Source organism: Nocardia wallacei, assembly GCF_029869545.1.
GTDB classification, from domain to species: Bacteria; Actinomycetota; Actinomycetes; order Mycobacteriales; family Mycobacteriaceae; genus Nocardia; species Nocardia wallacei_A.
On record NZ_JARWQD010000248.1, the window covers coordinates 1 to 24,028 of the forward strand.

At 69.4% G+C, this 24,028-nt stretch carries 23 protein-coding genes and 1 pseudogene; 15 read left to right on the top strand and 9 right to left on the bottom strand.

Going from position 1 to position 24,028, the window contains the following annotated elements; translation table 11 throughout:
- The 11 genes and pseudogenes from QH290_RS20800 to QH290_RS20850 form a co-directional block, all read left to right on the top strand.
- Positions 1-313 (top strand): annotated as a pseudogene (locus QH290_RS20800) (galactokinase); the annotation flags it as partial.
- 526 nt (positions 314-839) lie between these two features.
- Entirely contained in the window at positions 840-1,070 is a 231-nt protein-coding gene (locus QH290_RS20805) for a DUF397 domain-containing protein (protein ID WP_280265923.1), read from the top strand.
- Between the two features lie 40 nt (positions 1,071-1,110).
- Positions 1,111-1,860 carry an SDR family oxidoreductase gene (locus tag QH290_RS20810; RefSeq protein WP_280265924.1) on the top strand — a complete coding sequence of 250 codons (750 nt, stop codon included), beginning with the start codon at positions 1,111-1,113 and terminating at the stop codon, positions 1,858-1,860.
- A gap of 350 nt (positions 1,861-2,210) precedes the next feature.
- A complete protein-coding gene (locus QH290_RS20815; protein ID WP_280384587.1) occupies positions 2,211-3,260 on the top strand; it encodes a 3-oxoacyl-ACP synthase III family protein in 1,050 nt (349 codons plus the stop codon).
- Positions 3,261-3,271: 11 nt separating this feature from the next.
- The gene (locus QH290_RS20820; protein ID WP_280384589.1) at positions 3,272-4,180 is read left to right on the top strand and encodes a hypothetical protein; all 909 of its coding nucleotides are present in this window, start codon (positions 3,272-3,274) and stop codon (positions 4,178-4,180) included.
- Between the two features lie 13 nt (positions 4,181-4,193).
- Positions 4,194-5,867, top strand: a complete 1,674-nt coding sequence (locus tag QH290_RS20825) for a fatty acid CoA ligase family protein (protein WP_280269773.1) — start codon at positions 4,194-4,196, stop codon at positions 5,865-5,867.
- Positions 5,864-6,133 (top strand): hypothetical protein, encoded by a 270-nt coding sequence (locus QH290_RS20830; protein ID WP_280269774.1) that lies wholly within the window; start codon positions 5,864-5,866, stop codon positions 6,131-6,133. Before QH290_RS20825 ends, QH290_RS20830 begins: the two co-directional genes overlap by 4 nt.
- A complete protein-coding gene (locus QH290_RS20835) occupies positions 6,130-7,170 on the top strand; it encodes an NAD-dependent epimerase/dehydratase family protein (RefSeq protein ID WP_280269775.1) in 1,041 nt (346 codons plus the stop codon). The genes QH290_RS20830 and QH290_RS20835 overlap by 4 nt, the downstream gene beginning before the upstream one ends.
- Positions 7,171-7,192: 22 nt before the next feature.
- On the top strand, positions 7,193-8,386 hold the full coding sequence (locus QH290_RS20840; RefSeq protein WP_280384591.1) for a peptide synthetase: 1,194 nt from the start codon (positions 7,193-7,195) through the stop codon (positions 8,384-8,386).
- On the top strand, positions 8,383-10,524 hold the full coding sequence (locus tag QH290_RS20845) for an MMPL family transporter (protein WP_280384593.1): 2,142 nt from the start codon (positions 8,383-8,385) through the stop codon (positions 10,522-10,524). Before QH290_RS20840 ends, QH290_RS20845 begins: the two co-directional genes overlap by 4 nt.
- 35 nt (positions 10,525-10,559) lie before the next feature.
- On the top strand, positions 10,560-10,961 hold the full coding sequence (locus QH290_RS20850) for a PaaI family thioesterase (protein ID WP_280384595.1): 402 nt from the start codon (positions 10,560-10,562) through the stop codon (positions 10,959-10,961).
- Here the strand turns inward: QH290_RS20850 and QH290_RS20855 are convergent, their stop codons facing one another.
- Positions 10,962-11,819 (bottom strand): cyclopropane mycolic acid synthase family methyltransferase, encoded by an 858-nt coding sequence (locus QH290_RS20855; RefSeq protein WP_280269779.1) that lies wholly within the window; start codon positions 11,817-11,819, stop codon positions 10,962-10,964.
- 204 nt (positions 11,820-12,023) lie between these two features.
- The gene (locus tag QH290_RS20860; RefSeq protein ID WP_280384597.1) at positions 12,024-12,938 is read right to left on the bottom strand and encodes a quinone oxidoreductase family protein; all 915 of its coding nucleotides are present in this window, start codon (positions 12,936-12,938) and stop codon (positions 12,024-12,026) included.
- A gap of 176 nt (positions 12,939-13,114) precedes the next feature.
- Here QH290_RS20860 and QH290_RS20865 point away from each other — a divergent pair, with 176 nt between their 5' ends.
- Positions 13,115-13,732 (top strand): TetR/AcrR family transcriptional regulator, encoded by a 618-nt coding sequence (locus tag QH290_RS20865; RefSeq protein ID WP_280384599.1) that lies wholly within the window; start codon positions 13,115-13,117, stop codon positions 13,730-13,732.
- Positions 13,733-13,765: 33 nt separating this feature from the next.
- On the opposite strand, the gene QH290_RS20870 is transcribed toward QH290_RS20865, so the two are convergent.
- The 4 genes from QH290_RS20870 to QH290_RS20885 all read right to left on the bottom strand — a co-directional run bounded on the left by QH290_RS20870 (position 13,766) and on the right by QH290_RS20885 (position 18,162).
- Positions 13,766-14,785 carry a sensor histidine kinase gene (locus QH290_RS20870; RefSeq protein WP_280384601.1) on the bottom strand — a complete coding sequence of 340 codons (1,020 nt, stop codon included), beginning with the start codon at positions 14,783-14,785 and terminating at the stop codon, positions 13,766-13,768.
- A complete protein-coding gene (locus QH290_RS20875) occupies positions 14,775-15,476 on the bottom strand; it encodes a response regulator transcription factor (protein ID WP_280384603.1) in 702 nt (233 codons plus the stop codon). Before QH290_RS20875 ends, QH290_RS20870 begins: the two co-directional genes overlap by 11 nt.
- 49 nt (positions 15,477-15,525) lie before the next feature.
- Positions 15,526-16,686, bottom strand: a complete 1,161-nt coding sequence (locus tag QH290_RS20880) for a permease (protein ID WP_280384605.1) — start codon at positions 16,684-16,686, stop codon at positions 15,526-15,528.
- Between the two features lie 273 nt (positions 16,687-16,959).
- On the bottom strand, positions 16,960-18,162 hold the full coding sequence (locus QH290_RS20885) for an MFS transporter (RefSeq protein WP_342213751.1): 1,203 nt from the start codon (positions 18,160-18,162) through the stop codon (positions 16,960-16,962).
- A 91-nt stretch (positions 18,163-18,253) separates the two neighbouring features.
- On the opposite strand from QH290_RS20885, the gene QH290_RS20890 reads away from it, so the two are divergent.
- Both QH290_RS20890 and QH290_RS20895 read left to right on the top strand, forming a co-directional pair.
- Positions 18,254-18,640 (top strand): ArsR/SmtB family transcription factor, encoded by a 387-nt coding sequence (locus QH290_RS20890; RefSeq protein WP_280384609.1) that lies wholly within the window; start codon positions 18,254-18,256, stop codon positions 18,638-18,640.
- On the top strand, positions 18,607-19,065 hold the full coding sequence (locus QH290_RS20895; protein WP_280384612.1) for a nuclear transport factor 2 family protein: 459 nt from the start codon (positions 18,607-18,609) through the stop codon (positions 19,063-19,065). The genes QH290_RS20890 and QH290_RS20895 overlap by 34 nt, the downstream gene beginning before the upstream one ends.
- Position 19,066: 1 nt before the next feature.
- On the opposite strand, the gene QH290_RS20900 is transcribed toward QH290_RS20895, so the two are convergent.
- Positions 19,067-19,915, bottom strand: coding sequence for an NAD(P)H-binding protein (locus QH290_RS20900; RefSeq protein ID WP_280384614.1), 849 nt, complete (start codon positions 19,913-19,915; stop codon positions 19,067-19,069).
- A gap of 181 nt (positions 19,916-20,096) precedes the next feature.
- On the opposite strand from QH290_RS20900, the gene QH290_RS20905 reads away from it, so the two are divergent.
- Positions 20,097-20,276, top strand: a complete 180-nt coding sequence (locus QH290_RS20905) for an SDR family oxidoreductase (RefSeq protein WP_280269789.1) — start codon at positions 20,097-20,099, stop codon at positions 20,274-20,276.
- 10 nt (positions 20,277-20,286) lie between these two features.
- Here the strand turns inward: QH290_RS20905 and QH290_RS20910 are convergent, their stop codons facing one another.
- Together QH290_RS20910 and QH290_RS20915 are read right to left on the bottom strand one after the other, a co-directional pair.
- The gene (locus QH290_RS20910; RefSeq protein ID WP_280384615.1) at positions 20,287-21,768 is read right to left on the bottom strand and encodes an MFS transporter; all 1,482 of its coding nucleotides are present in this window, start codon (positions 21,766-21,768) and stop codon (positions 20,287-20,289) included.
- A 146-nt stretch (positions 21,769-21,914) separates the two neighbouring features.
- Positions 21,915-23,828, bottom strand: coding sequence for an acyl-CoA dehydrogenase family protein (locus QH290_RS20915; protein ID WP_280384617.1), 1,914 nt, complete (start codon positions 23,826-23,828; stop codon positions 21,915-21,917).
- Positions 23,829-24,028: the final 200 nt, after the last annotated feature.

Genomic DNA, 24,028 nt, shown 5'->3' on the forward strand with positions numbered 1-24,028 from the left:
CGCCGCCCTGCGCGGCGGCGGCGATCCGCGCGCGATCGGACCGACCCTGACGGCCGGGCACGATTCGCTGCGCGACGACTTCGAGATCTCCACGCCGCAGCTGGACGCCGCGGTCGAGGCGGCGCTGGACGCGGGCGCGCACGGCGCGCGCATGGTGGGCGGCGGCTTCGGCGGCAGCATCATCGCCCTGACCGACGCCGCCCGCAGCGACCGGACGGCGGCGGCGATAGCGAAGCGCTTCCATACCGCCGGTTTCGCCGAGCCGCGGACGTTCGTCGCGGTGCCGTCGGCGGGGGCACACCGGGTGTCCTGAAAACCGAATTCACGGTATTCCCCGTGGCCTTCCGTATCGCGTCTGTGTCGCGACAGAGGAATGGCTCTGCGAATCCGGCGAATTCTCGGGAAACTCGTGCACGAGCAGATGCAACCGCATCTGTGTGTGCATCAGGCGGCCACGGGCCCGCCGCTCGTCCGGTCAGCAAACATTGACCACACCGGCACAACCCTTGCGACCTCGTTGTATTCGTACCCTAGACCGTCCGCAGCATACAGTCAGCAACCACACTGGGCCTGTGTGACTCCGGCAAACACCCCAGAATGTGCCCCGACCTGCCGGGTCATGAACCTGCGAATCCGGCGAATACCCTACAGCTATCCGAATTCAGAACGTACGGTAAGGACGCGATTAGCTCGACTGCCAATGGTTACTCAGTTCTATGCGCCAGTCGGGCCAGGGGGATCGAGGCCGCTGCCACCTGGGTGACCGGCCTCCGTCGCAAGGCAATGTTGCCGCGCACATCGCACCAGCGCACATCGAAAACCCTGTCTTGGAGGTAGTGATGACCGAGTCGGACGCCGCCCGTATCGCCGGGCTGCCCGCGACCAGTTGGCGCAAGTCCAGTTTCAGCGGTCCGGACGGTAACTGCGTGGAATGCGCACCCCTGCCCGACACCACGGTGGCGGTCCGCAACAGCAATCGACCGGAGGCGGGCACCCTGGTGTTCACCCGCGCCGAACTCGCCGCGTGGATCCGCGGATGCCGCGCGGGTGAATTCGACGACCTGATGTAGACGCCGATCGGTCATGCGCCGACCCGATTAGGGTTGGCGCATGACCAGGCGCAGGATTCTCATCACCGGAGCGAGTTCGGGTCTCGGCGCGGGCATGGCCCGCGAATTCGCACAGCAGGGACGCGATCTGGCCCTGTGCGCACGCCGGGTGGGCAACCTCGAGCAGCTGCGCGACGAACTGCTGCGGGCACATCCCGGCATCACCGTCGCGGTCCGCGCGCTCGATGTCGACGATCACGCCGCCGTGCCGACCGTCTTCGCCGAACTGCGCGACGAACTCGGCGGGCTCGACCGGATCATCGTCAATGCCGGGCTGGGCAAGGGGGCGGTACTCGGCACCGGTCGCGCCGACGCCAATATCGCGACTGCCACAACGAATTTCGTCAGCGCACTCGCGCAGGCCGAGGCGGCCCTGCAGATCTTCCGGGAACAGCGCGCCGGGCATCTCGTGCTGATCTCCTCGATGAGCGCGGTGCGCGGCCTGCCCGGGAAGAAGGCCGCCTACTCGGCCAGCAAGGCCGGGCTGTCCGCGCTGGGCGAGGGGCTGGCGACCGAATTGCGTCGCGGCCCGATCGCGGTGACGACCGTACAGCCCGGATTCATCGCGACCGATATGGCCGCGCAGGCGGGCGACGCCAAGCTGGTGGCGCCGATGGACAAGGGCGTCGCGGCGATGGTCGCGGCGATCGAGCGCGAGCCCGTGCGCGCGTGTGTGCCGCAATGGCCTTGGCGCGCGCTGAATCTCGTCCTTCCCCTGTTGCCGCGCACAATCCTGGCCCGACTGAGTTGAGCAGCGCGCCAAACGCTTTCGAGCGCCGGATCCGCGGTATGCGGTGAGGTCTCTCACAATTTGCCCGAATCATTCGCTGTGAATTCTCACCACGGCAACATGATCCGCGGGTTTGCCAGGCACCGCCGATGAGCCCGTCCACGGGCTGCCACGGGCCCGATAGCGCGCGAAATCGGAATGTAGCCGGAAGATGGCCCATATCTGAAACCTGGCGTCACATGTATTGATCGTCCCAGACAGTGGTCGAGGAATGCGTGGATGCGGTTGGTCGTGGGACTAGTTACCGTTGGGTAGCATCGTTGCTCGTCCCGAATTCCGATCGCAATCGTCACCCATTTCCAGGAGGCGACGTGTCGCATTCCCGCTTCGAATCCATCGGCGCATATCTACCCGAAAAAGCCGTCACCACAGCAGAGTTGCTGTCGCGACTGAAGGTGCCGCCGGCCTTCGATCTCGAAAAGATCACAGGCGTGCAGGAACGACGCGTGCACGACACCCGGCCGGAGTCCCGCGAGGATTCCTTCAGCCTGGCCATCAAGGCTGCCGAGGACTGTTTGTCCAGGTCACAGTACTCCCCCGCCGAACTCGACGTGGTCGTCTCGACCTCGATCACGCGCAGCAGGCACGGCACCCGCATGTACATGGAGCCCTCGTTCTCCTCGGCCATCGCCAAGCACATCGGGGCCCGGCGGGCCATTACTTTCGACCTTTCCAATGCCTGCGCGGGAATGCTCACCGGTACCTACATTCTGGATCGGATGATTCGGGCCGGAATTGTGCGCAACGGTCTGGTGGTCAGCGGCGAGGCCATTACTCCGATCTCCGAAACCGCGGTCGAGGAAATTTCGGAAGAATACGACCTGCAATTCGCCTCGCTCACCGTCGGCGATTCCGGAGCGGCGGTAGTGCTGGATCGCTCGGTCGACGATCGCGACCGGATCGATTACGTCGAGTTGGTGACGGCGTCGGAGTTCTCGCATCTGTGCCTGGGGATGCCCAGTGACAAGTCCCAAGGCGTGGCGCTCTACACCGACAACCGCAAGATGCACAACGAGGAACGGTTCCTGGGGTGGACCGACACCCAGCGCGAGTTCTACGCCCGGCGCGGCACCACCTTCGCCGACGAGAACTTCGACTACATCGTCCACCACCAGTTCGGCGCGGCGGCGATTCCGTACATGAATGCGATCGCCGAGCGCGAGTTCGGCACCCCGATGCCGCCGGACCTCAACGTCATCTCCAAGTACGGAAACACCTCCAGCACTTCGCATTTCATCGTGCTGCACGACTACCTGAGCCGCCAGGAGATTCCGGCCGGGTCGAAGCTGCTGCTGGTTCCGGCCGCCTCCGGTGTCGTCGGCGGGTTCCTGTCCACCACGATTTCGTCTCTGAAGGTCTAGGGGTTCTTGTCATGGGCGTGCGCATCAAATCCACCGGAATCAGCAGCGACGGCGACACTTTCAGCATCGTGGACCACAGCGGCCGGGCCGCGCGGCGCAGCCTGGAGCGCGCCGGGGTGCGGCCCGACCAGGTCGGCGTGCTCATCAACGCCGGGGTCTTCCGCGATTCCAACACCGTGGAACCGGCCGTCTCGGCGCTGATCCAGAAGTCCGCGGGCATCGGGCTCGACTACTCCTACGGCGATCCGCGGTCGTTCTCCTTCGACCTGATGAACGGCGCGGTCGGCGTGCTCAACGCGGTGCAGGTGGCGCAGTCGGTGCTGGAGACCGGCAGTGCCGAGCATGTGCTGGTGGTCTCCGGGGATACCCATCCGTCACTGGCGCGGTCCGAGGCCGACGACGAATTCCCTTATGCCACAGCGGGTGCCGCCCTGCTGCTGGAGCACACGGCGGAAGACGAGGGGTTCGGCCGCGTGCACACGGTGACCGGCGGCGGGAGCCCCGCGGTCGAGTCGTACGTCGATGTGGCCACCATGGGTACCGCCGGCCGCTCCCTGATGACGGTCGAGCGGGAGCCGGGTTTCGAGGAACGGCTCCTGGACGCCGCCGCCGAGGTCGCCCTGGCCGCGCTCGACGAGGCCGGTGATCTCGATCCGGCGACCACCGTGCTGATCGCCTCGACCCCGAGCGCCACCTTCCCGCGCCAGCTCGCCGACAAGCTCGGGATCGCGGAGATCCGCACCCCCGACCTGACGGCGGGCGATCCGCACACCGCCGCGCTGCCGCTGGCCTACGACCTGGCGGTACAGCAGGATTCGCTCGGCGGGTACACCACCGTGCTGTTCGTCGCGGCCGGTGCCGGACCGTCGGCCGCGGCGGCGCTGTACCGGCTGCCCGCGCCGGTCGGAGCGCGGGCATGAGCGGGGGCTCGGCGTGACCGCGGGCACCTACTGGCGGGCCGTCGACCGGTTCCGGGACGTGGTGGCGGCCGATCCCGACCGGGAAGCGGTGCTCTACGCCTGCGGCCGGGGCGCCGACGGACTGCCCGGCTACCGGCCACTGACCTACCGCGAGCTGGACGCGTGGTCCGACGCGATCGCCGAACGCCTCACCGCGGCAGGCGTTTCCAGCGGCACCCGCACGATCGTGCTGGTCCTGCCCAGCCCCGAGTTGTACGCGATCATGCTGGGGCTGTTGAAGATCGGCGCCGTGCCGGTCGCCATCGATCCGGGCATGGGGCTGCGCAAGATGCTGCGCTGCCTGCAGGCCGCCGACGCCGGGGCCTTCATCGGGATTCCGCAGGCCCACGCGGCCCGGGTCCTGTTCCGCCGCTACTTCCGCGGCGTGCGGGTGCCGGTGACGGTGGGGCGGCGCTGGTTCTGGGGCGGCGCCACGCTGCGCGGATGGGGCCGCACACCCACGGGCACCCTGCCCGCCCGCACCCCGGCCCCCGACGCGGATCCGCTGCTGATCGCGTTCACCACCGGCAGCACGGGCCCGGCCAAGGCCGTCGAGCTCACCCACGGGAACCTCGCGGCGATGGTCGATCAGGTGGACGCGGCCCGGGACGGGGTACCGCCGGGCACCTCCCTGATCACGCTACCGCTGGTGGGGATCCTGGATCTGCTGCTCGGATCCCGGTGCGTGCTCCCGCCGTTGATTCCCGGCAAGGTCGGCTCCACCGATCCGGCGCACGTAGCCGACGCGATCGCCCGGTTCGGCGTGCGCACGATGTTCGCCTCGCCCGCGGTGCTGATCCCGCTGCTGCGGCATCTCGAGCGGACGGGCGCGACACTGCCGACGCTGCGCAGCATCTACTCCGGCGGGGCACCCGTGCCGGACTGGTGCATATCCGGGCTGCGGGCGGTGCTCGACCCGGACGTGCGGATATTCGCCGGATACGGGTCCACCGAGGCGCTGCCGATGTCGACCGTCGAATCCCGCGAGCTGGCCGACGGCCTCATCGACCGCGCCCATCGCGGCGACGGCACCTGCATCGGGCGACCGGCCGCGGGTGTGCGGGCACGGGTCGTGGCCATCACCGACGACCCGATTCCGACCTGGATTGATGCCGAATCCCTTGCGGCCGAACTGAATTCGACTCGCGACATCGGTGAGCTGGTCGTCGCGGGCCCGAACGTCAGCACCCGGTACTACTGGCCGCGGGCGGCCAACACCACCGGCAAGATCGCCGAGGGGGACGTGATCTGGCACCGCACGGGCGATCTGGCCCGCATCGACGACGAGGGTCGAATCTGGTTCTGCGGGCGCAAGAGTCAGCGCGTGACCACCGCGCAGGGACCGATGTTCACCGTGCAGGTCGAGCAGGTGTTCAATGTCGTGCCGGGAGTGGCGCGCACCGCGCTCGTCGGCGTCGGCCCGCGGGGTGCCCAGCGACCGGTGCTGTGCGTGGAACTCGAGGACGGTGCCGATCGGGACGCCGTCGCCCTGGCGCTGAAGGAGCGCGGTGCCGAATTCGACCTCACCGCACCGGTTTCGGAGTTCCTGTTCCATCCGTCGTTCCCGGTCGACATCCGGCACAACGCCAAGATCGGGCGCGAGCAGCTCGCGGAGTGGGCGACGGCACGGGCGGGAGCGCGGCGATGAGAACGACCGCGCTGCGGGCCGTCCCGGTGCTCGGCTGGCTCTATCTCGCCGCGGGCCTGATCGCGGTCGCGGCCGACCGGGCACCGCGCAACCGGGCGCTGCGGGTCGTGTGGTGGACCGACGCGTTCCTCAGCATCGTCGTGCACGCGGCGCAGATTCCCGCGGCGCTGCGCGCGGCGCGGGGCAGCGGGCGATCGCCTCTCGAGACCGCGGTACTGACCCAGATATTCGGCCTCACCTGGTGGCGCACGCAGGAGGATCTATGAAGGCTCTGGTAACCGGTGCGTCCGGATTCCTCGGCGGCGCCCTGGTGCGGCGGCTGGTTCGCGACGGCGACCACAAGGTCGCGGTGCTGGCCCGGCCCACCAGCAACCTGCGCGGCATCCAGGACCTGGACGGCGTCGAGGTCAGCTACGGCGATCTCGGTGACGAGCCCTCGCTGGCGCGCGCGACCGCCGGTGTCGACGTCGTATTCCACAGCGCCGCACGGGTCGACGAGCGCGGCACCCGGGCGCAGTTCTGGGACGAGAACGTGCGCGGCACCGAGCGGTTGCTGGAATCGGCGCGGCGGGCGAAGGCGGCGCGCTTCGTCTTCGTCTCCAGCCCGAGCGCGCTGATGGATCGCGACGGCGGCGACCAGGTGAACATCGACGAGTCGGTCCCCTATCCGCGCCGCTACCTCAACCTGTACTCCGAGACCAAGGCCGCGGCCGAACGAGCCGTATTGGCCGCCGACGCACCGGGTTTCACGACCTGCGCGCTGCGCCCGCGGGCGATCTGGGGCGCGGGCGACCGATCCGGACCGATCGTGCGGCTGCTGGGCCGCACCGCCGACGGCAAGCTCCCGGACCTGTCGTTCGGCCGCGACGTCTACGCCTCGCTGTGCCACGTGGACAACATCGTGGACGCCTGCGTCAAGGCCGCCGCCTCCGACAGTGTCGGCGGCAAGCCGTATTTCATCGCCGACGCCGAGCGGACGAACGTCTGGGCCTTCCTCGCCGAGGTCGCCGGGGGGCTCGGATACCCACCGCCGACCCGCGCCCCGGACCCGCGCGTGATCAACGCCGTCGTCGCGGCCCTCGAGACGGTGTGGCGCATCCCCGCGGTCGCCCGCCGCTGGTCTCCGCCGCTCTCGCGCTACGCCGTGGCGCTGATGACCCGCACGGCCACCTACGACACCACCGCCGCCACCAGGGATTTCGGTTATCGGCCGATCATCGATCGCGATCGCGGCCTGGCCGAGTTCCTGGCCTGGCTCGACACCGTCGGCGGCGTCGCCGAACTCACCCGCGACCTGCGCTGACCGTTTGCCCCAGGAGTCGATCATGAGCACCGTCTTCCGTCGCCGCATCTCCCCCACCGAGCGGATGTACTTCCCGATGCGGGATATGGCGCCACCGTTCCTCATGCAGCTGGAGTTCCAGGGCACCGGCACGCTCGATGCCGAGGCGCTGCGCCGGGCCGTCGCGGTCGCCGCCGAGTCCTGCCCCGGCGCGCGGCTGGTCCGCGACGGACGCTACTGGGTCGACAGCGGTGTGCCACCGGCGGTCCGCGAGGTCCCCGGTCATGCGGTGAATTACCCACGGCTGGAGGAGGATCCGGTACTCACCAGCCCGATCGGGCCGCGGCCGGAGACCACGTGCGAGATTCTGCTGCTGACCGGCGAGCCGGTGTCGCTGGTGTTCCGGGTCTTCCACGGCGTCATGGACGGCATGGGCATGATCCTGTGGGCCGACAACGTGTTCCGGGCGTTGCGCGGCGAAACACCGCGGGCCATGCGGGATCCCGTCGCCGATCGGGAGCTGGTCGGCAAGGTCGGGGCGCCGGGCCGTCCGACGCCCATGCTGCCGCGGTTCCGGTCCGCGATCGGGCACGGGCGCCAGGAGCGCGATGTGGCGCGGCATCTGCTGCGGCACCGCACGATTCACGCCACCGGATCGGGGGCGGTGGCGCGGGTCGCGGCCCTGCTCGCGGCGGAGGCGGGCTCGGTACAGCGCATCATGGTCCCGGTCGACCTGCGCCGCCACGATCCGCAGCTGCGGTCCACCGCGAATCTCGCCCTTCCCCTGTTCCTGGACGTAGCGCCCGGGCAGGACTGGACGGAGATCAACGCGGACAAGCGCACCGGGCTGCGCGAGCGCCGCGAGCTGAACCAGATGGCCGCCAGCGGCATGGCGAACCTCCCGCACCCGGTCGGCCGCGCCATTCTGCGCACCACCAACTGGCTGGGTTCGAGATACGGCCGAAATCTGGCCTCGGCCACGGTATCTCATATGGGCCGCTTCGATCTGCCCGCGCTCCGGGTGCCCGGATTCGCCCCGACCTCGGTGCGGGTGCTGCCGCAGCACAGCGTGGCGATGCCGCTGCTGTTCGGGATGGTCGAATCCGGCGGTCGCACCGAGCTCACGGTGTCGGCCCGCAACGGCCGCGGCCTCGAGGACCGGCTGGAGGCACTGCTCGACCGGATCGCCGAGACCCTCGAGGCCGAACTGCCGCACCGAGATTCGACCGTGGCATGAGGGCCTGGGTACGCGCGGTGGCGGCGCGGCCGAGGCTCGTGCTGGCCGTCGCGATCGGATTCGCGCTGCTGTGCGGGCTGTTCGGCGCGGACCTGCCGAGCCGGGTCAGCGCCGCCGGATTCACCGATCCGGGCAGCGAGTCCGCGCTGGTCGACCGCGTCGCCGAGGAACGGCTCGGGCCGCAGAACCCGGATGTCATCGCGGTCTACACGGTGCCGGAGGGCCGCACGCTCGCCGATCTCGGCGCGCAGGTGCAGCAGGCCGTGGACCGCATCGATCCCGGGCTGCTGGCGCATCGGGTCGAAACCTATTGGAACAACGCGCCGCCGCGGCAGGGCTTCCTGCGTTCCGCGGACGGCCGCCAGGCGCTGGCCGTGGTCTTCGCCGCCGGAGACGACAATCAGCGCATCGCGGCCTATCCGGATATCGCTGCGGCGCTGCGCGTTCCGGGCGTCGAGACCCGGTTCAGCGGCTTCAGCGCCCTGGCGGCCGAGATCAGCGATCAGTCCCGCCACGACCTGGTGCTCGCCGAATCCGTCTCGCTGCCGGTCACTCTCGCGATCCTGGTGCTGGTGTTCGGCGGCGTCGTCGCGGCCGGGCTGCCGGTCCTGGTCGGCGTGCTCGCCATGCTCGGCTCGCTGGGTGCGGTCGGCATGATGGCACGTGTCACCGAGGTCAGCGTCTTCGCGATGAACATCGCGTCGCTGCTGGCCCTCGGATTGGCCATCGACTACGGGCTTTTCGTGGTCAGCAGGTTCCGGGAGGAGCTCGCCGACGGGCGCGCTGTCCCCGACGCGGTGGCGCGCACGATGGCGACCGCCGGGCGGACCGTGGCGTTCTCGGCGCTGCTGCTGGTGTGCGCGTTCGCGGGCACGTTCGTATTCCCGCAGGCCGTGCTGCGCTCGCTCGGCTTCGGCGCCATCGCCGCGGTGGTGCTGGCGGCGCTGCTGTCGCTCACCGTCCTGCCCGCCGCGCTGCTGCTGCTCGGCCGGAGAATCGGGAAATGGAGTTGGCGCGCAGACGCTTTCGCGCGCGGCGAGCGGCGCGCGGCGCGGATCTGGGGCCGGGTCGTGGACGCGGTACTGAAGCGGCCCGGCGCGGTCGCGCTCGCCATCACCGCGCTGCTGGTCGCGCTGGCGCTGCCGCTGACCGGAGCCCGGCTCGGCGATATCGACCACACGGCGCTGCCCGCCGGAAATGCGATGCGCGCCACCGTCGAAGAACTCGCGGCCGACTTTCCCGCCGCCAGCAGCGGAGCCACGGTGCTGGTGCGCGGCGACGACGCCTACCGCCATGCCACACTCACCGCGCTGACCCGCGAGATCGGCGATGTCCCCGGCGTGCACCAGGTGCAGGAGCTGGGCCGCTCCACCGACGGCGTCATCCTGCACGCCGCCCTCGACGTGCCCGACCGTTCGCAACCGGCCACCGATATCGTCGCCGCGATCCGGGGCCTGCCCGTGCCGGAGGGGATCTCGCTGCAGGTCGGCGGGCAGTCGGCGGCCAATGTCGACAGCGTGCGGGCCATCGAGTCGCGCATGCCGCTGATGATCGCGGTGATGGTCGCGGCCACCCTGATCCTGCTGCTGGTCGCGTTCCGGTCGGCACTGCTGCCGGTGAAGGCCGTCGCGATGGCGTTCGTCAGCCTCGCCGCCACCTTCGGCGTGCTGACCTGGATCTTCTACCAGGGGCATCTCGCCGGGGTATTGCATGTCAGCGTCGGCCCGCTGTCGGCGGGCATGATGGTGCTCATCATCGCGGTCGTGTTCGGGCTGTCCACCGACTACGAGGTGTTCCTGCTCTCGCGGATGGCCGAGGCGCAGCAGGCGGGAGCCGATACCGCCGCCGCCGTCCGCACCGGCATCGTCAAGACGGCGCGCGTAATCACCGCCGCGGCAACGCTTCTCGTCGTCATCACCGGGGCTTTCACGCTGTCGCCGCTGACGCCGATGCGGTTCCTCGGCCTCGGCATGATCATCGCGCTCGTCATCGACGCCACGCTGGTGCGCATGCTGCTGGTGCCCGCGCTGGTGAAACTCATGGGCCCGGCCAACTGGTGGCCGGGCGGGCCGCGCGTGGTCCCCGCGACCGTCGCGGAAACCGCGGTCCGCGAGCCGGGCCCATTACCCGGCAGGTAATCGACCCGCGCCGTCGCGACCGGCATGCTCACCGCATGATCGATACCGAGGGCACGCAGCTGTTCCACAAGACCATGCCGTTCACCGAGAAGCTCGGCGTCGAGGTGCTCGAGCACGGGCCCGAGGTGGTGCGCAGCCGGCTGGCCTGGGACGAGAGCCTGTGCACGCTGGGCGGGGCGCTGCACGGCGGTGTGCTGATGTCGCTGGCGGATTCGACCGCGGCGGTGTGCGCGTACCTGAACCTGCCCGAGGGCAAACAGGGCACGACCACTGTGGAATCGAAGACGAACTTCCTGCGCGCGGTGCGGTCCGGGCACGCGGTGGCCACCGCGCGGGCCCTGCACACCGGGCGCAGCTTCATTGTCGTGGAGACCGAAATCCACGACGACGCAGGCAAACTCGTCGGCAAGGTCACCCAGACCCAGGCCGTGCTGTAGTCATTTCACCAGTGTGAACTGCATGACGTCGAGGTGCCCGCTGCGGAAGTGCGCCGCACAGCCGGTGAGGTATTTCAGATATCGCGCATAGGTCGCCTCGCCGGTGACGGCGATCGCCTCGTCGCGATGCTCGCGCAGCCGTCGCGCCCATTCGTCGAGCGTGCGCGCGTAATGCGGCTGCAGCGCCTGGATCCGTTCGGTGCCGAAACCCGCCCGACCGGCGAGCCGGGTGATCTCGGCGGGCTGCGGCAGCTGCCCGCCCGGAAAGATCTCGCGCTTCATGAAGATGTGGAACAGCGCGTTCTCGCGGCTCACCGGGATACCCATGCGTTTCAGATCGGCCAGGGTATGCCCGATGATGGTGTGCAGCAGCATTCTTCCGTCGGACGGGAGCATGTCGTGACAGCGCCGGAGGAACTCCTCGTAGCGTTCGCGGCGGAAATGTTCGAAGGCGCCGATGCTGACGATGCGGTCGGCGCTGCCGTCGAACTCCTCCCAGCCCTGCAGCCGCACCTCGGCATCGGTCAGGCCGAGCCGCCGGATCTCGGCGGTGGCGTGGTCGAACTGGTTGCGGCTCAGGGTGAGCCCGACAACTCGCACCGAATAACGCTGGGCCGCACGTACTATCGTCGACCCCCAGCCACAGCCGATGTCCAGCAGTGTCATCCCCGGCCGCAGGTCCAGCTTGCCCAGCGCCAGATCGATCTTCGCCAGCTGCGCCTGTTCCAGGGTCGCATCGTCGTGCTCGAAGTAGCCGCAGCTGTAGGTCATGGTCGGGTCGAGGAACAGCCGGTAGAAATCATCGGACACGTCGTAGTGCGACTGAACGTCCCGGTAGAACGGCGCGAGTGCGGCCACGGTAATCACCCCTGTCGATACCTGCACCCAGAACTACGACGATCGTGCGCCGCAGGTTCACCCGCCCCGCCCTCCTCGCACCCCCTGCATGTTCCCGCACCCTCTGCAGGCTCTCGTAACCCGTGCGGGAACATGCAAGGGGTGCGAGGAGATGGAGCAGGCTTGCTGATCGCCACGACTACCCGGCATCGGCGCGGCTGACTTTCACCGCGTGGCCGGTGCGGTGCGGAGGAGGACGCGGCCGCGGTTGCGGCGGGTCTCGATCAGGTCGAGGGCGTCGGTGATGTGGTCGATGGTGAACTCAATATGCCGTGGCCGAATGTGGTTGTCCGACAGCATTTTCCACAGCTCGGCGCGAGCGGAATCGAGCGCCTCCGGGTCGGTGCGGGCCTGCAGCCCCACCGAGAATCCGGTGACGGTCTTCAGCTCCGCGAGCAGGCTGCCCGCCGCCACGGTGCCGCCACCGGCGCTGTAGGCGACGAATCGGCCGCGCGGGGCGAGTGCCTCGACGCCGCGGGCCACCAGGTCGCCGCCGACGCCGTCGACGACGACATCGAATCGCTCGTTCCACGGCTCGTCGTACGACACGACCGCATCCGCACCGCATTCGCGCACGAAACCGGCCTTGTCGAGCGTGCCGACCGCGCCGACGACCCGCGCGGCGCCGAGCACCCGCGCGATCTGCACCGCCAGGTGGCCACTACCGCTCGCCGCGGCGGTGACCAGCACCGATTCACCTCCGACGCACCGACCGGCCCGCACCGCGCCCAACGCCACCAGGCCGCCGCGCACCACGGCCAGGGCGTCGGCGGCGGCTGTCCCGGAGGGAATCTCGGTCACCAGGGCCGGATCCGCGAGCACCTCGTCGGCGTACACGGAGTGGAACACCACGCCACCGACCCGCTTGCCCAGCCAGCCCACGGGCACGCCGGGCCCGATCGCCACGACGGTGCCCACCATTTCGCCCCCGGGCTCGGAACCGTTGCCCGCCTTCAGTGTTCGCACCAGCCCGAGATGAACCCCGACGAGTTCGGTGCGCACCAGCAGTTGCCCCGGCCCGGGTTCGGGCGGCGGCACCTCGACGAGTTCGGGACGGCCGGTGAATCGAATCTTGCGCACTGATCGTGCCTTTCGGTTGCTCGGTGCCGGGATGTCCGGCTCGGTAAGGGACACGTTCAGCAGGTGTTCCGTGGCAGCATCTCCACCTCCTTCCAGAAACTTACGATGGGCGTAACTTTATGTCCGGTGCATTCAGTACGTCAATAGGAAATTTACTCTCGTGGTAATCTTCCTCCATGAGTCCCGAGGCACCGGGACTGCGGGAGATCAAGAAGCAAGAGACCCGGCAGTCCATCTCCGACCACGCCACCCGCCTGTTCATCGAGCGCGGGTTCGAGACCACCACCATCGCCGAGGTCGCCGAGGCGGCCCGAGTCGCGAAGAAGACGGTGACGAACTACTTCCCGCGCAAGGAGGACCTGGCGCTGGACATCCACCAGCGGTTCGTGGCCTCGCTCGCCGATACCGTCCGCGCCCGAGCGACGGGAGAATCCGCACTGGCCGCGCTGCGGGCCGAATTCCTGGCCGCCACAGCTCGTTTCGATCCACTGGCCGGTTTCTCCGGCCCCGATTTCTGCCGGATGATCGCCGAGAGCCCCACGCTCGTGGCGCGCCTGCGCGAACTCCACGAACTACGGGAACTGGCCCTCGCCGAGGCGCTGCCCGGCGACGACATCACCCGCCGGGCGGCCGCGGCCCAGCTCGGCGCCGCACATCGCCTGCTGTTCCAGCGAGTCCAGGAGCTCACGCTGCAGGGCCGATCCCGCAGGCGCATCGCCACCGCCGCCACCGACGCGGCCCACCGGGTATTCGGCCTGCTCGAGCCCGCCCTCGGCGACTACGCCATCGCCTGACCTCGCCCGCATCGGGTCCGCCCGGCGGCTCGATCAGGCCGGGAGCGGCAGCCGGACCTCGAAGCGGCAGCCCACGTCCAGATTCCGGGCGGTGACCTCGCCACGATGTGCCTGGACCAGCCCGGCGGCGATCGCGAGCCCCATGCCGCTGTTGGTGCCGATATCGGTGGCCGCCGGGGAACGGGCGGCGGTGCCGCGGTAGGCGATCTCGAAGATGCGGGGCAGGTCGGCCGCGGCGATACCCGGCCCGGTGTCGTCGACGCGAAGGACGGCGGTGCCGTCGGCGACGCCCGCGGAGATGTCCACGCGCCCTCCGGGCGGGGTGTGTTCGATGGCGTTGACCACCAGATTGGTCAGCACCCGGGTCAGGGCCCGATCGCTACCGGTCACGACGATCGGCGAATCCGGTTGCCGCGCGGTGAGTTTCACCCGCGCCCGGGACGCGGTCGGCTGGTTGGCGGCGGCCACCTCGTCGATCAGCTCGCGCAGATCCACCGGTTCCGGGGTGAGCCGCAGCGCACCGGAGTTGATCTTCGACATCTCGAACAGGTCGTCGACCATGGTGGCGACCCGATGTGTCTCGCGCACAATCTGATTCGCGTAGCGCTCGATGGTGTCAGGCCGGTCGATCACCCCGTCGACCAGTGCCTCGCCCATCGCCCGGATCCCCGCGAGCGGGGTGCGCAGATCATGGCTCACCCAGGTCACGAGTTCGCGGCGGGAACGTTCGGCGGCCCGTTCCTGTTCGCGCATCTGCCTCTCCCACACCGTTTTCCGCGCCTGCGCGCGACCCAGCGCGATCGCGGCGGGCACCGCCACCACGGTGACCACGCCGAGCACCACCCCGATCCGCCGCATTTCGTCGGTGAACATCATGCCGCTCACCGCGATCACACCGGCCAGGGTCGCCAGCGTCGGGATCAGCACGAGCACCACCATGCTGGTGGTCAGGCTGCGATTGTGGGTCAGCCGAATGGCGACGGCGCCCAGGATCACCACGGGCACCGATCCCGCCAGCGCATATCCGACCAGGCCGGGCAGATCAGTCGGCATCGCGGCCCTCCTCACCCGGCCGGTCCCACGCGTACCCGCGGCCCCAGACGGTCTCGATCCGATGCGCGGCACCGAGTTTCGCGCGCAGGCGTTTGATGTGCACGGTGACCGTGGACTGGTCGCCGAAGCTCCAGCCCCAGACGCGCTCAAGCAGTTCGCTCCGGCCGAACACCTGGTGCGGATGGGCGAGCAGGAACGCCAGCAGATCGAATTCGCGGGCGGTCAGTTCCACGCGCCGACCGTCGACCAGGACCGCCTGTGCCGCCGCGTGCACCTCGATCACCCCGCTGCTCAGCACCTGCTCGGCGGGCGCCGGACGGCGGGCCCGGCGCAGCACCGACGCCACCCGCAGCGCGAGTTCGCGGGGGCTGAACGGCTTCACGATGTAGTCGTCGGCGCCGGAGCGCAGGCCCACCACCCGGTCCTCTTCCTCGCCCAGCGCGGTCAGCAGGATGATCGGCGTGTCGGGGTGGCGTCCCGCGCGCACCCTCCGGCACAGCTCGATACCGTCCGGCGGCGGCATCATCACATCCAGGATGGCCAGGTCGATCTCGTTGCGCGCCAGCACCTCCGCGGTGGCCGGGCCGTCGGCGGTCTCCACGACGGTGTGCCCGTCGCGTTCGAGATAGCGCCGCACCACCTCGCGGACCACGGGATCGTCGTCGGCCACCAGAATGCGCACGACGTTCACCCTACGGTCGGGTCCGCCGCGGGAGCGCGCACACGCCGTCGAGTGATGGTCACTGGTGCCCGCCGTGCTCGTGTTCGGCCTCGGGTGATCCTCCCATCATGCGCAGCATGGGAACTCCGCCGGTGCGGACGAAGCGCACGACCAGAACCGCTGCCAGCACCAGGAACACGATGTTCAGCCAGGTGGTGTAGTTCCACCGGATACCCTCCTCCATCACCATGGCGTTGCGCTCGGAGGGGATGAGTCCCGCTGTGCCGAACAGGATTTCGACCAGATAGCCGGAGGCGACCATGGCCGCGTCGAAGGTGGCGAGGATGGTCAGCATCATCCGGGTGCCGTAGTACTTGCGATAGATGTTGAGGATCGGCAGGATCAGCAGGTCGGCGAAGATGAAGGCCACCACGCCGCCGAAGCTGATGCCGCCGTTCCACAGCACCGCCGCGAGCGGCACGTTGCCGATCGAGCAGACGAAGGCCAGCATGGCCACCACCGGCCCGACGATCGGCCCCCAGATCGCCGACAGCACCGGATGGTCGGTCAGAAAGAAGTTCTGCCAGAACGAATCCGGCACCCACGCACCGATCGCCCCGGCGACGAGCAGCCCGATGATCAGATCGCGCAGGATCGCCGCCCACTCCATCACGAAGACGTGCGAGACCGACGTGAAGCCCCGCGGCGACAGCAGCCGGCGCAGGAAACTCCCCTCGCCGGTCACCGACATGTCCATGGCCGCATGGCCTTCCATCGATCCGGCCATGCCCCGGTCGGCCTGCCGCCGGGCCTCCTCGATCAGGCGCGACCGCACGAACAGCCGGAACAGCACCGCCACCAGCACGATCATGATGGGGCCGCCGACGAATTCGGCCGCGGTGAACTGCCAGCCCATCAACAGGGCCAGGATGATGCCGAGTTCGACGACCAGATTGGTGGAGCCGATCTCGAAGGCCATCGCCGCGGTGAAGTTCGCGCCCTTGCGAAACAGCGAGCGCGCCAGCGCCACCGCCGCGTAGGAGCACGACGACGAGGCCGCGCCCAGCACCGACGCCACCGCGAGCGTGCGGGGCCGGTCGTCGCCGAGCAACCGCACGATCGTCGACTTCCGGACCACCGCCTGCACGACCGCCGAGAGCGTGAATCCGAGGATCAGCGCCCACAGGATCTCCCAGGTCATCGACCCGGCCAGCGCCAGCGCGTGGGTTATGGCGTGCATCCTGACCTCCGTTCGACGAGCCGATCGGTAACCATCCAGCAAACGACGCTATATCCCCACCGGCCGCGCGCCCGGCAACGCGGCCGACCGCGACGGCCGTCTTGCCGATCGCGTCGTAGTCGCGGCCCTCCGCGGCGCAGTGCCTCGAGTTTGTGCGCCACGTCCTGCGGCGTGGCGGCGAACAGATTGCCCGCGTCCGTGTGGCGGGCCACCAGCAGCAGCGTCTTCTGCTCGCCACCGCCGCCGACGAGGATCGGCGGGCGAGCGGCGCGTCTAGGCGACAGCCGTGCCACGCCGGACGGCAAGCATCCCGAACAGCGCAAGGGCGCCCAGGACGATGGCGAAAACTCCTGTGCCCCATGACAATCCGATGCCGTCGCCGAGGAATCCGGCCGCGACGGGCAGGGTAGCCGCCGGAATGTAGCCGCCGATATTGAGCGCCGAATTGGCCTCCGCACGCCGGGCGTCGGGCACCGCGGAGAACAGCAGGGTCAGGCCGCCGAGCTGACCCAGGCCCTGCCCCGCACCCGCGAGCAGAGCGGCGGCGATCAGCGCGGGCAGCGCGCCGGTGGACAGCGCGAGGCCCAATGCCACCATGGCCGCGACGGTCGACATAGCCCCGGTCAGCAGCACCGACCGGGTGGCCAGCGACCGCGCCGCGAACTGGGCCGCGGTGGCCGCGGCGAACATCGCGAAGGCCATGGCACCCGCGATGATCCGGTTGCTCGCACCCACAAGCTCGATCAGGAGCGCGGGGCCCAGCGAAAGCACGAACGACGTCGCGGTGATGCCCGGCGCGAACACGGCCACACCGGCCGCCAGCTGGTGGCGATTCTCCCGCGGCACGGCCGGAATGCGCACGCGGCCAACAGTTTTCGCCTTCGGGCCCGATGACGGCAGCCGGGCCGCGATCACCATCGCCGACGCCAGCAGCACCATCTCGACGACGAAGACCACCACGGTCGGCGCCGGGAAGAGCTCGGAGAGCACGCCCGCCAGCAGCGGCCCGGTGCCCGCACCAAACACCATGGCCGTGGATGCGGCCAAGGCCGCCAAGCCCTTTCGCTCCGCGCCGGCGATATCGGCGACGGCCGCCATCCCCGCCGCCACCGTCGCGCCGACCGCGATACCGGTCAGCACCCGGGCCAGGCCCAGCACCGGCACGGAATCGGCGGTAGCGAACAACACACAGGCGAGCACGGCCAGCCCCAGCCCCGGCAGCAGCACCGGCCGCCGTCCGATCCGATCCGACAGCACACCGGCGACCAGCAGGGCACCGATCAGCCCGGCGATATACCCGGCGAAGATCACCGTCATCGTCCCGGCCGAGAAGCCGAGCCGGGTCTGCCACAGCGGATACAGCGGGGTCGCGGCATTCGAGAGCACGAAGACCGCGAAAACCGGCCAGGCGGCGAACCAGATGCGGCCGGTCGTGACCGGCATCGCCGCCGGTCGGGGCAGGGTGAGGGTAGCCATTCGATCCTCCGGGACAGTACGAGAAATCTCGTATAAGTACGATCGGAGTCGTACTGTAGCACCATTACGAGAAAAGTCGTACAGTGTCGATATGGCCCCCACGACCCGAGCCGCCTGGGCGCGGCATCCCGAACCACCCGGCACCCCGCCTGCGCTCGACGAACCGGCGGTCGGGGAACTGCGCTTGGAGACCGTGATGGGCGCCCTCAGCGATCCGCTGCGGATGGGCATCGTGCGCAAGCTGCTGCTGGACGCCGAGGCCTACGATCATCCCTGCGGCTGGTTCGGCATCCCCCGCCCGAAATCGTCGCTGACCCATCACTTCCGCGCGCTGCGGGAGGCCGGGGTGCTGCGCCAGCGGCAGTACGGGCTGGAGCGCCGCAGCCAGGTCCGCATCGACGACCTCGAGGAACGCTTCCCCGGGCTGCTCGATCTGGTGGCCGCGTGGACTCCGCCGGAGAAACCGCGCGCGAGGTGACGGCGCTCGGCCACATACTGTCGGCCATGATCTCGATGACGGACCGGCTGGCCATCCACGAACTGCTGGCATTACACGGGCATCTCAGCGATGCCGGCGATTTCGACCGGATGAGCGAGGTGTTCACCGACGATGTCGTCTACGACATGAACGAGTACGGCGCGGGGCTGGTACACGGGCGAGATGCCCTGCGGGACGCGGCACTCGAACTCGGCGATGGCAATCCGGTGGGCCATCACGTCACCAATATCGTCATCACCGCGACCGACGGCGACACGGTGCTGGTGCGCGCCAAGGGAATCGGGGTCGCCGTCGACGGCACGGTCGCCAGCGTCACCTACGACGACATCGTCCGCCGCACCGCGGACGGCTGGCGCATCGCCCACCGCCGGGTGACTCCGCGCCGCAGGCCCTTGACGCCCTAGGTCATTCGAAGTCCGCGCGGTGCCCGAGAGCCCAGTCGGAGAAGGTGCGCGGCGAGCGGCCGGTGACCTCCTCGACCGTCGGATGCACCCGCGAGGTGAACGACTCCAGCGCCGTGGCGCGCAAAGCCATGATGGCGTCGGCCATTTCGGTATCGACGCCGAAGTTCAGCAGCGCCGCCCGCGCCTGGTCCGGTGTCGTCTCCTCGTAGCGCAGCGGTCGGCCGAGCACCTCGGCCAGGATCTCGGTCTGCTCGCCGGGTGACAGTGCCCGCGGCCCGCTGAGCGTATAGGTCCGGCCCTCGTGGCCGGGTTCGGTGAGGGATGTCGTTGCGACAGCGGCGATGTCGTGCGGATCGACGACGGCGATCCGCCCCTGCCCGTACGGCGCGTACACGGTGTCGCCGCCGCGGATCGTTGACGCCCAGTGCAGCGCGTTGGACATGAATCCCAAGGGGCGCACCATAGTCCACGCGGTGCCCGCCTCCCGCACCGCCCGCTCCCCCGCGCGATGCCACATCGGAATCGGATCGGTCGCCGCCTCGTCGCCCGCCCGGCCGGAGGACAGCTTCACGATGTGCGCGACCCCCGCGTGCGCCGCCGCCTTCGCGACATTGCGGTCGTGCCGCGGAATGTCGGGACCGGCGGACAGCAGGAACACTCGATCCGCGCCCGCGAAAGCCTCCGCCAATCCCTCGGGCTCACCGAGGTCGGCGCGCACCGGCTCGGCCCCGTCCGGCAGCCCCGCACCCTGCGGCCGCCGCGCCACCGCCCGCACCCGGGCGCCCCGCGCCAGCAATTGGTCGACCACGGCCCGGCCGACGGTCCCGGTGGCTCCCGTCACGACGATCATTAACACTCCTTCGGTCGAATACCGCGGCGCTCCCGCACCACCCGAGCCTGCGCCGCGCGCATCGATCAAGCCATCCACCGCCCCTGGTACGCGTATTTCCGCCGAGGAAGCCCGGATCCACGCATGGTTTCCTCCAGTATCTACGCGAAAGAGTTCACTTCACTCCACTTGCGGTTCCTGCTTGCGCCAACCTCACACCGATGCCGATGCCGCACTCGTCGCCGACGAGTCGTTCGCCGCATGGCTGCGCACCCGCACCGCGCTCGGCCGCTGGGGGCGGCCGGAGGAGATCACCGGCTTGGTCGTCTTCCTGGCCGGTGACGGCGCATCGTTCGTCACCGGCAAGACCACCACATTCTGATCGCCCGGAATCACGCTTCGACCGCTGGTCCTCCGGGCTCGATGGCGTCCGGGCCGTCGGTGGTGAGCGCCCACGGGCGCTGCAGGACGGCGACCGATACGGCACCGGCGAGCAGTAGGACACCGATAACCGCCATGCCTCGGGGAAATCCGTGGAAGTAGGCCGCATCGCTGCCCGCGGGCGCACCGCCCGGGAATGCGGCGACCATCGCCGCGGCGACTCCCAGGCCGAGTGCGAAACCCACTTGCGCGACAGCGGTTTTCACCGCTGCCAGCACACCGCTGCTATCGGCCGGGAGCGCGGACATGAGCGCCGCCGCCTGCGGGTTCTGCGCCCACATCGCCCCGAACCCGACCACCGCGCAGACCGCCGAATACACCCACAGCTCCGCCCCCGCGCCGACACGGGCCAACGCCAGAATGCCTGTGCCACAACAGATCAGCCCGGACACGTACAGCGCGGGGGTGGCCCACCCCCGCTCCTGCGCCTGCGCGGCGAGGTCCGCCCCGAGCACCATGCCCAGAGACAGCGGAACGGCGACCACCATCGCCATGGACACCGACAGGCCGCGATGGTCGTGCAGCGCCGTGATCGTCTGCACCGCGACCACGGCGGCCGCGAATCCGGCCAGGACCCCGGTCAGGCAGGTGGCACCGAACGACGCGGTCGCCAGGCGCCGCAGCGGAACCGCGGGTTCGGCATCGCGCAGCTCCCACCACGCGAACAACGCGGCCGACACGGCGGCGCCCGCCAGCGCGCAGAGCACCACCGGATCGGTCCACCCCCGACCGGCGGCCCGGTAGATACCGCCGACCAGCAGGGCGAGTGCCGCGGACGCCGACAGCACCCCGGCCGGATCGAGGCGGCGCGGTGTAGCCGCCCTCGAATCCGGGATCGTCATCCACCCCGGCACGACCAGCAGCACCGCCACCATGCCGGTGAGGAAATAGCCTGTGCGCCAGGTAGTTCCGTCGATCAGCGCGGCGCCGACGACACCGGCGGCCATGGTCGTCACCGACTGTATCCCCAGCCACACCCCGAAGACCCGCGGCAGGTCGCCCGGAGGGAACAGGGCCGCGACGATCGCCAGCGCCGTCCCGAAACTCGCGGCCAGCCCCGCGCCGGTGATCGCGCGACCGGCCAGGAAGATCGTCGAATCCTGCGCGTAGGCGGTGACGACGGCGCCGACGGCGACGGCCAGGACGCCGCCGAGCAGTACCCGCCTGCGCCCGAAGCGATCGCCCAGCGCTCCCACGCTCAGCAGGCACGCGGCCAGCACCACGGCGCCGATACTCCCGGCGAGCCAGGCGGTCGCGGAACCCACCGCGAAGTACTGCGCGACCCGCGGCACGGCGATCACATGGATGATCATGTCGCCGCCCAGCAGTCCGGACACCAGGGCGAGCGCGCCGAGCGCGAGTGCCCGCCGACCGGGCAGCTCACCTATCCGAGCGGGCCAGCGCTGGACCTGCGGAGTTTCGAGTGCCGTCATGCCCGCCTCCTCGCCTCACCGACCCACCTGTAAGCCCCGGCCTCGGGGCGGCAACGCTCAGTGCTTCGAGTATCCGAGAGTGAAACACGCTCGGACAATATCGGCGACCGATCAGTGACCGAAGAGCAATCAAGCAGCGAATGCTGTCAGGGGTTCATTGCGTAGGTTCCGGCCAGGGCGCGGGCCTGGCGCACTACCGCTTCGAACCGGGCGGGGTCGGCCGCCGGGCGGCGCACCAGGTCCAGTGCACGCGTCTGCTGTGCCTTGGTGGCGGCGGGCTTGCAGTGCAGAGTCGTTGCGTGGCCGGAGAATTCGCGCACGAACACGTCGAAGATCTGGTCCAGCACGACCTCCTCGGTGCCCTCGAGGGCCGCCTGCTCGAGGATCAGCTGCGCGTACGGCACCAGCGTGAACAGCTCGCCGAGGGCGAACAGGAAGTCGACGTCGCGCTGCTGCCGCGCGGTCGGCGGCGCGGCGGCCAGCAGCGTCTGCAGCGCCTCGGCCTGCTCCAGGAACAGCGCCACGTTCGGGATGTGGGCGAAGCGGCCGAATACCGGGCGCCAGTCGGCGAAGCGGATCTTGCCCAGGCCGCTGGTCGGGCCCTGGCGGAACAGGAAGCCGTCATCGGTGGCGTCGCGCCGGATCGGGACGGGATCATGTGCGGCCCGGGCGAATTCGGCCTTCAGCTGCGGCACGGCACGCAGCGCCGGGCCCAGCCGCCGACCGCCTCGCTTGAGCGTCGAGGAGACCGCCCGCACCGCACCGGTGGGCGCCGCACCGGCGCCGGGCAGGTAGCGCAGCGCCGCCAGCCCGGCGTCGGCCGGGTGGAACATGTAGTTGGCCATGAACTTCAGCGACAGCGCCATGTTCACGTGCACGGTGCCCTCCAGCCGGGGCAGGCCGAACAACCCGATCATCGCCATCGGGAAGTACATGTCGTTCTCGAACCCGCGCGCGGCCACGACATCGGACAGGCTCTCGATGATCCGCAGCCCCTGCCGGGTGACGGTCATCTTCTCGATGGCGTTGAAAAGCAGGTAGCGCCGGTCGTTCTCGTGCGCCGAGCGCATGTAGTCGATGGCGCGCTCGCTGTAGAGCTTCATCGCGATCAGCCGCGCGTAGGAATCGGCGACCAGCCCGCGCACCTGCGGAAACTCGGTCACCCTGTGCCCGAACAGGACTCGATTCTCGGCGTGGTTGATCGCCTCGTGGAAGATGTGCTCACACGAGCCGATCGCCCCGAAGCCCAGGTTGAACTTGCCGACGTTGACGGTGTTCATCGCGGCGTCGAAGGCCGCGCGGCCGGTGTGCAGGATGTCCTCCGCCGCGACCGGGTAGTTCTCCAGATCGAATGCGGCGACGTACATCTGGGAATCGACGACGTTCTTGCGCAGCTTGTAGTTCTCGTGCCTGCTGTTCGCGGCGAAGAACAGGTAGCCGTCGAACTCGCTGTCGTCCATCCTGCGTTCGAAATCGGCGCTGTCGATGATCGGCTTGTCGGCGCGGCGGCCGAACACCGACACCATCCCGGCCAGATTGCCGTTGCCGATGTAGTACTTGCCACCCGACGCCTCGAAAGCCCCTGCCCGCGTGGGCGTCAGGACCATATCGGTGGAGTAGATGTCGGCGCCGTGCGCCTGTTCGGACAGTCCGAAGGCGAAGATCTCCCCCGAATCCAGCAGTGCCGCAGCGCGTCCGCGCGCCTGGGCGTTGCCGCTCTGCCAGATCGGGCCCAGGCCCAGGATGGTGACCTGCCAGACGTACCAGTAGCTCATCCCGTAGAAGCCCAGGACCTTGCTCATCATCGCGATCCGCGCGGTGTCCCACCGCTTGTTCGGATCGCCCGCCGCCTCGGAGGCCGGGGTGAGGAAGGTCGCGAAGACCCGCTCCCGCTTGCAGAAGTCCAGGAACTCCGCGTACCAGACCCGGTCGCGGTCCTGCTGCTTCAGCCACGCCTTGCCGTGGGATTCGAAGAAGTCGACCGTGGCCCGCAGAATGCGGCGGGTCTCGGCGTCGAACTCGGCGAACTCGCAGGTCTTGGGGTTGAACAGGCTGGACACCTTCGGCTCCTCGGTCGGCCACCGGCATCGTCACCGGCAATTCATTCACAAATGTAGCATTTCGCCGGACCGCCGCATCGATCCCGCCTCCCGGCACTCGAATGTCCTGTCTATCAGGACTCATATCCGCTTATACGAGACATCGATTACATTGCACTCGAGCGGGTCCCGGAAGGAGTGTCCGAGTGCGGGGTGGGGAG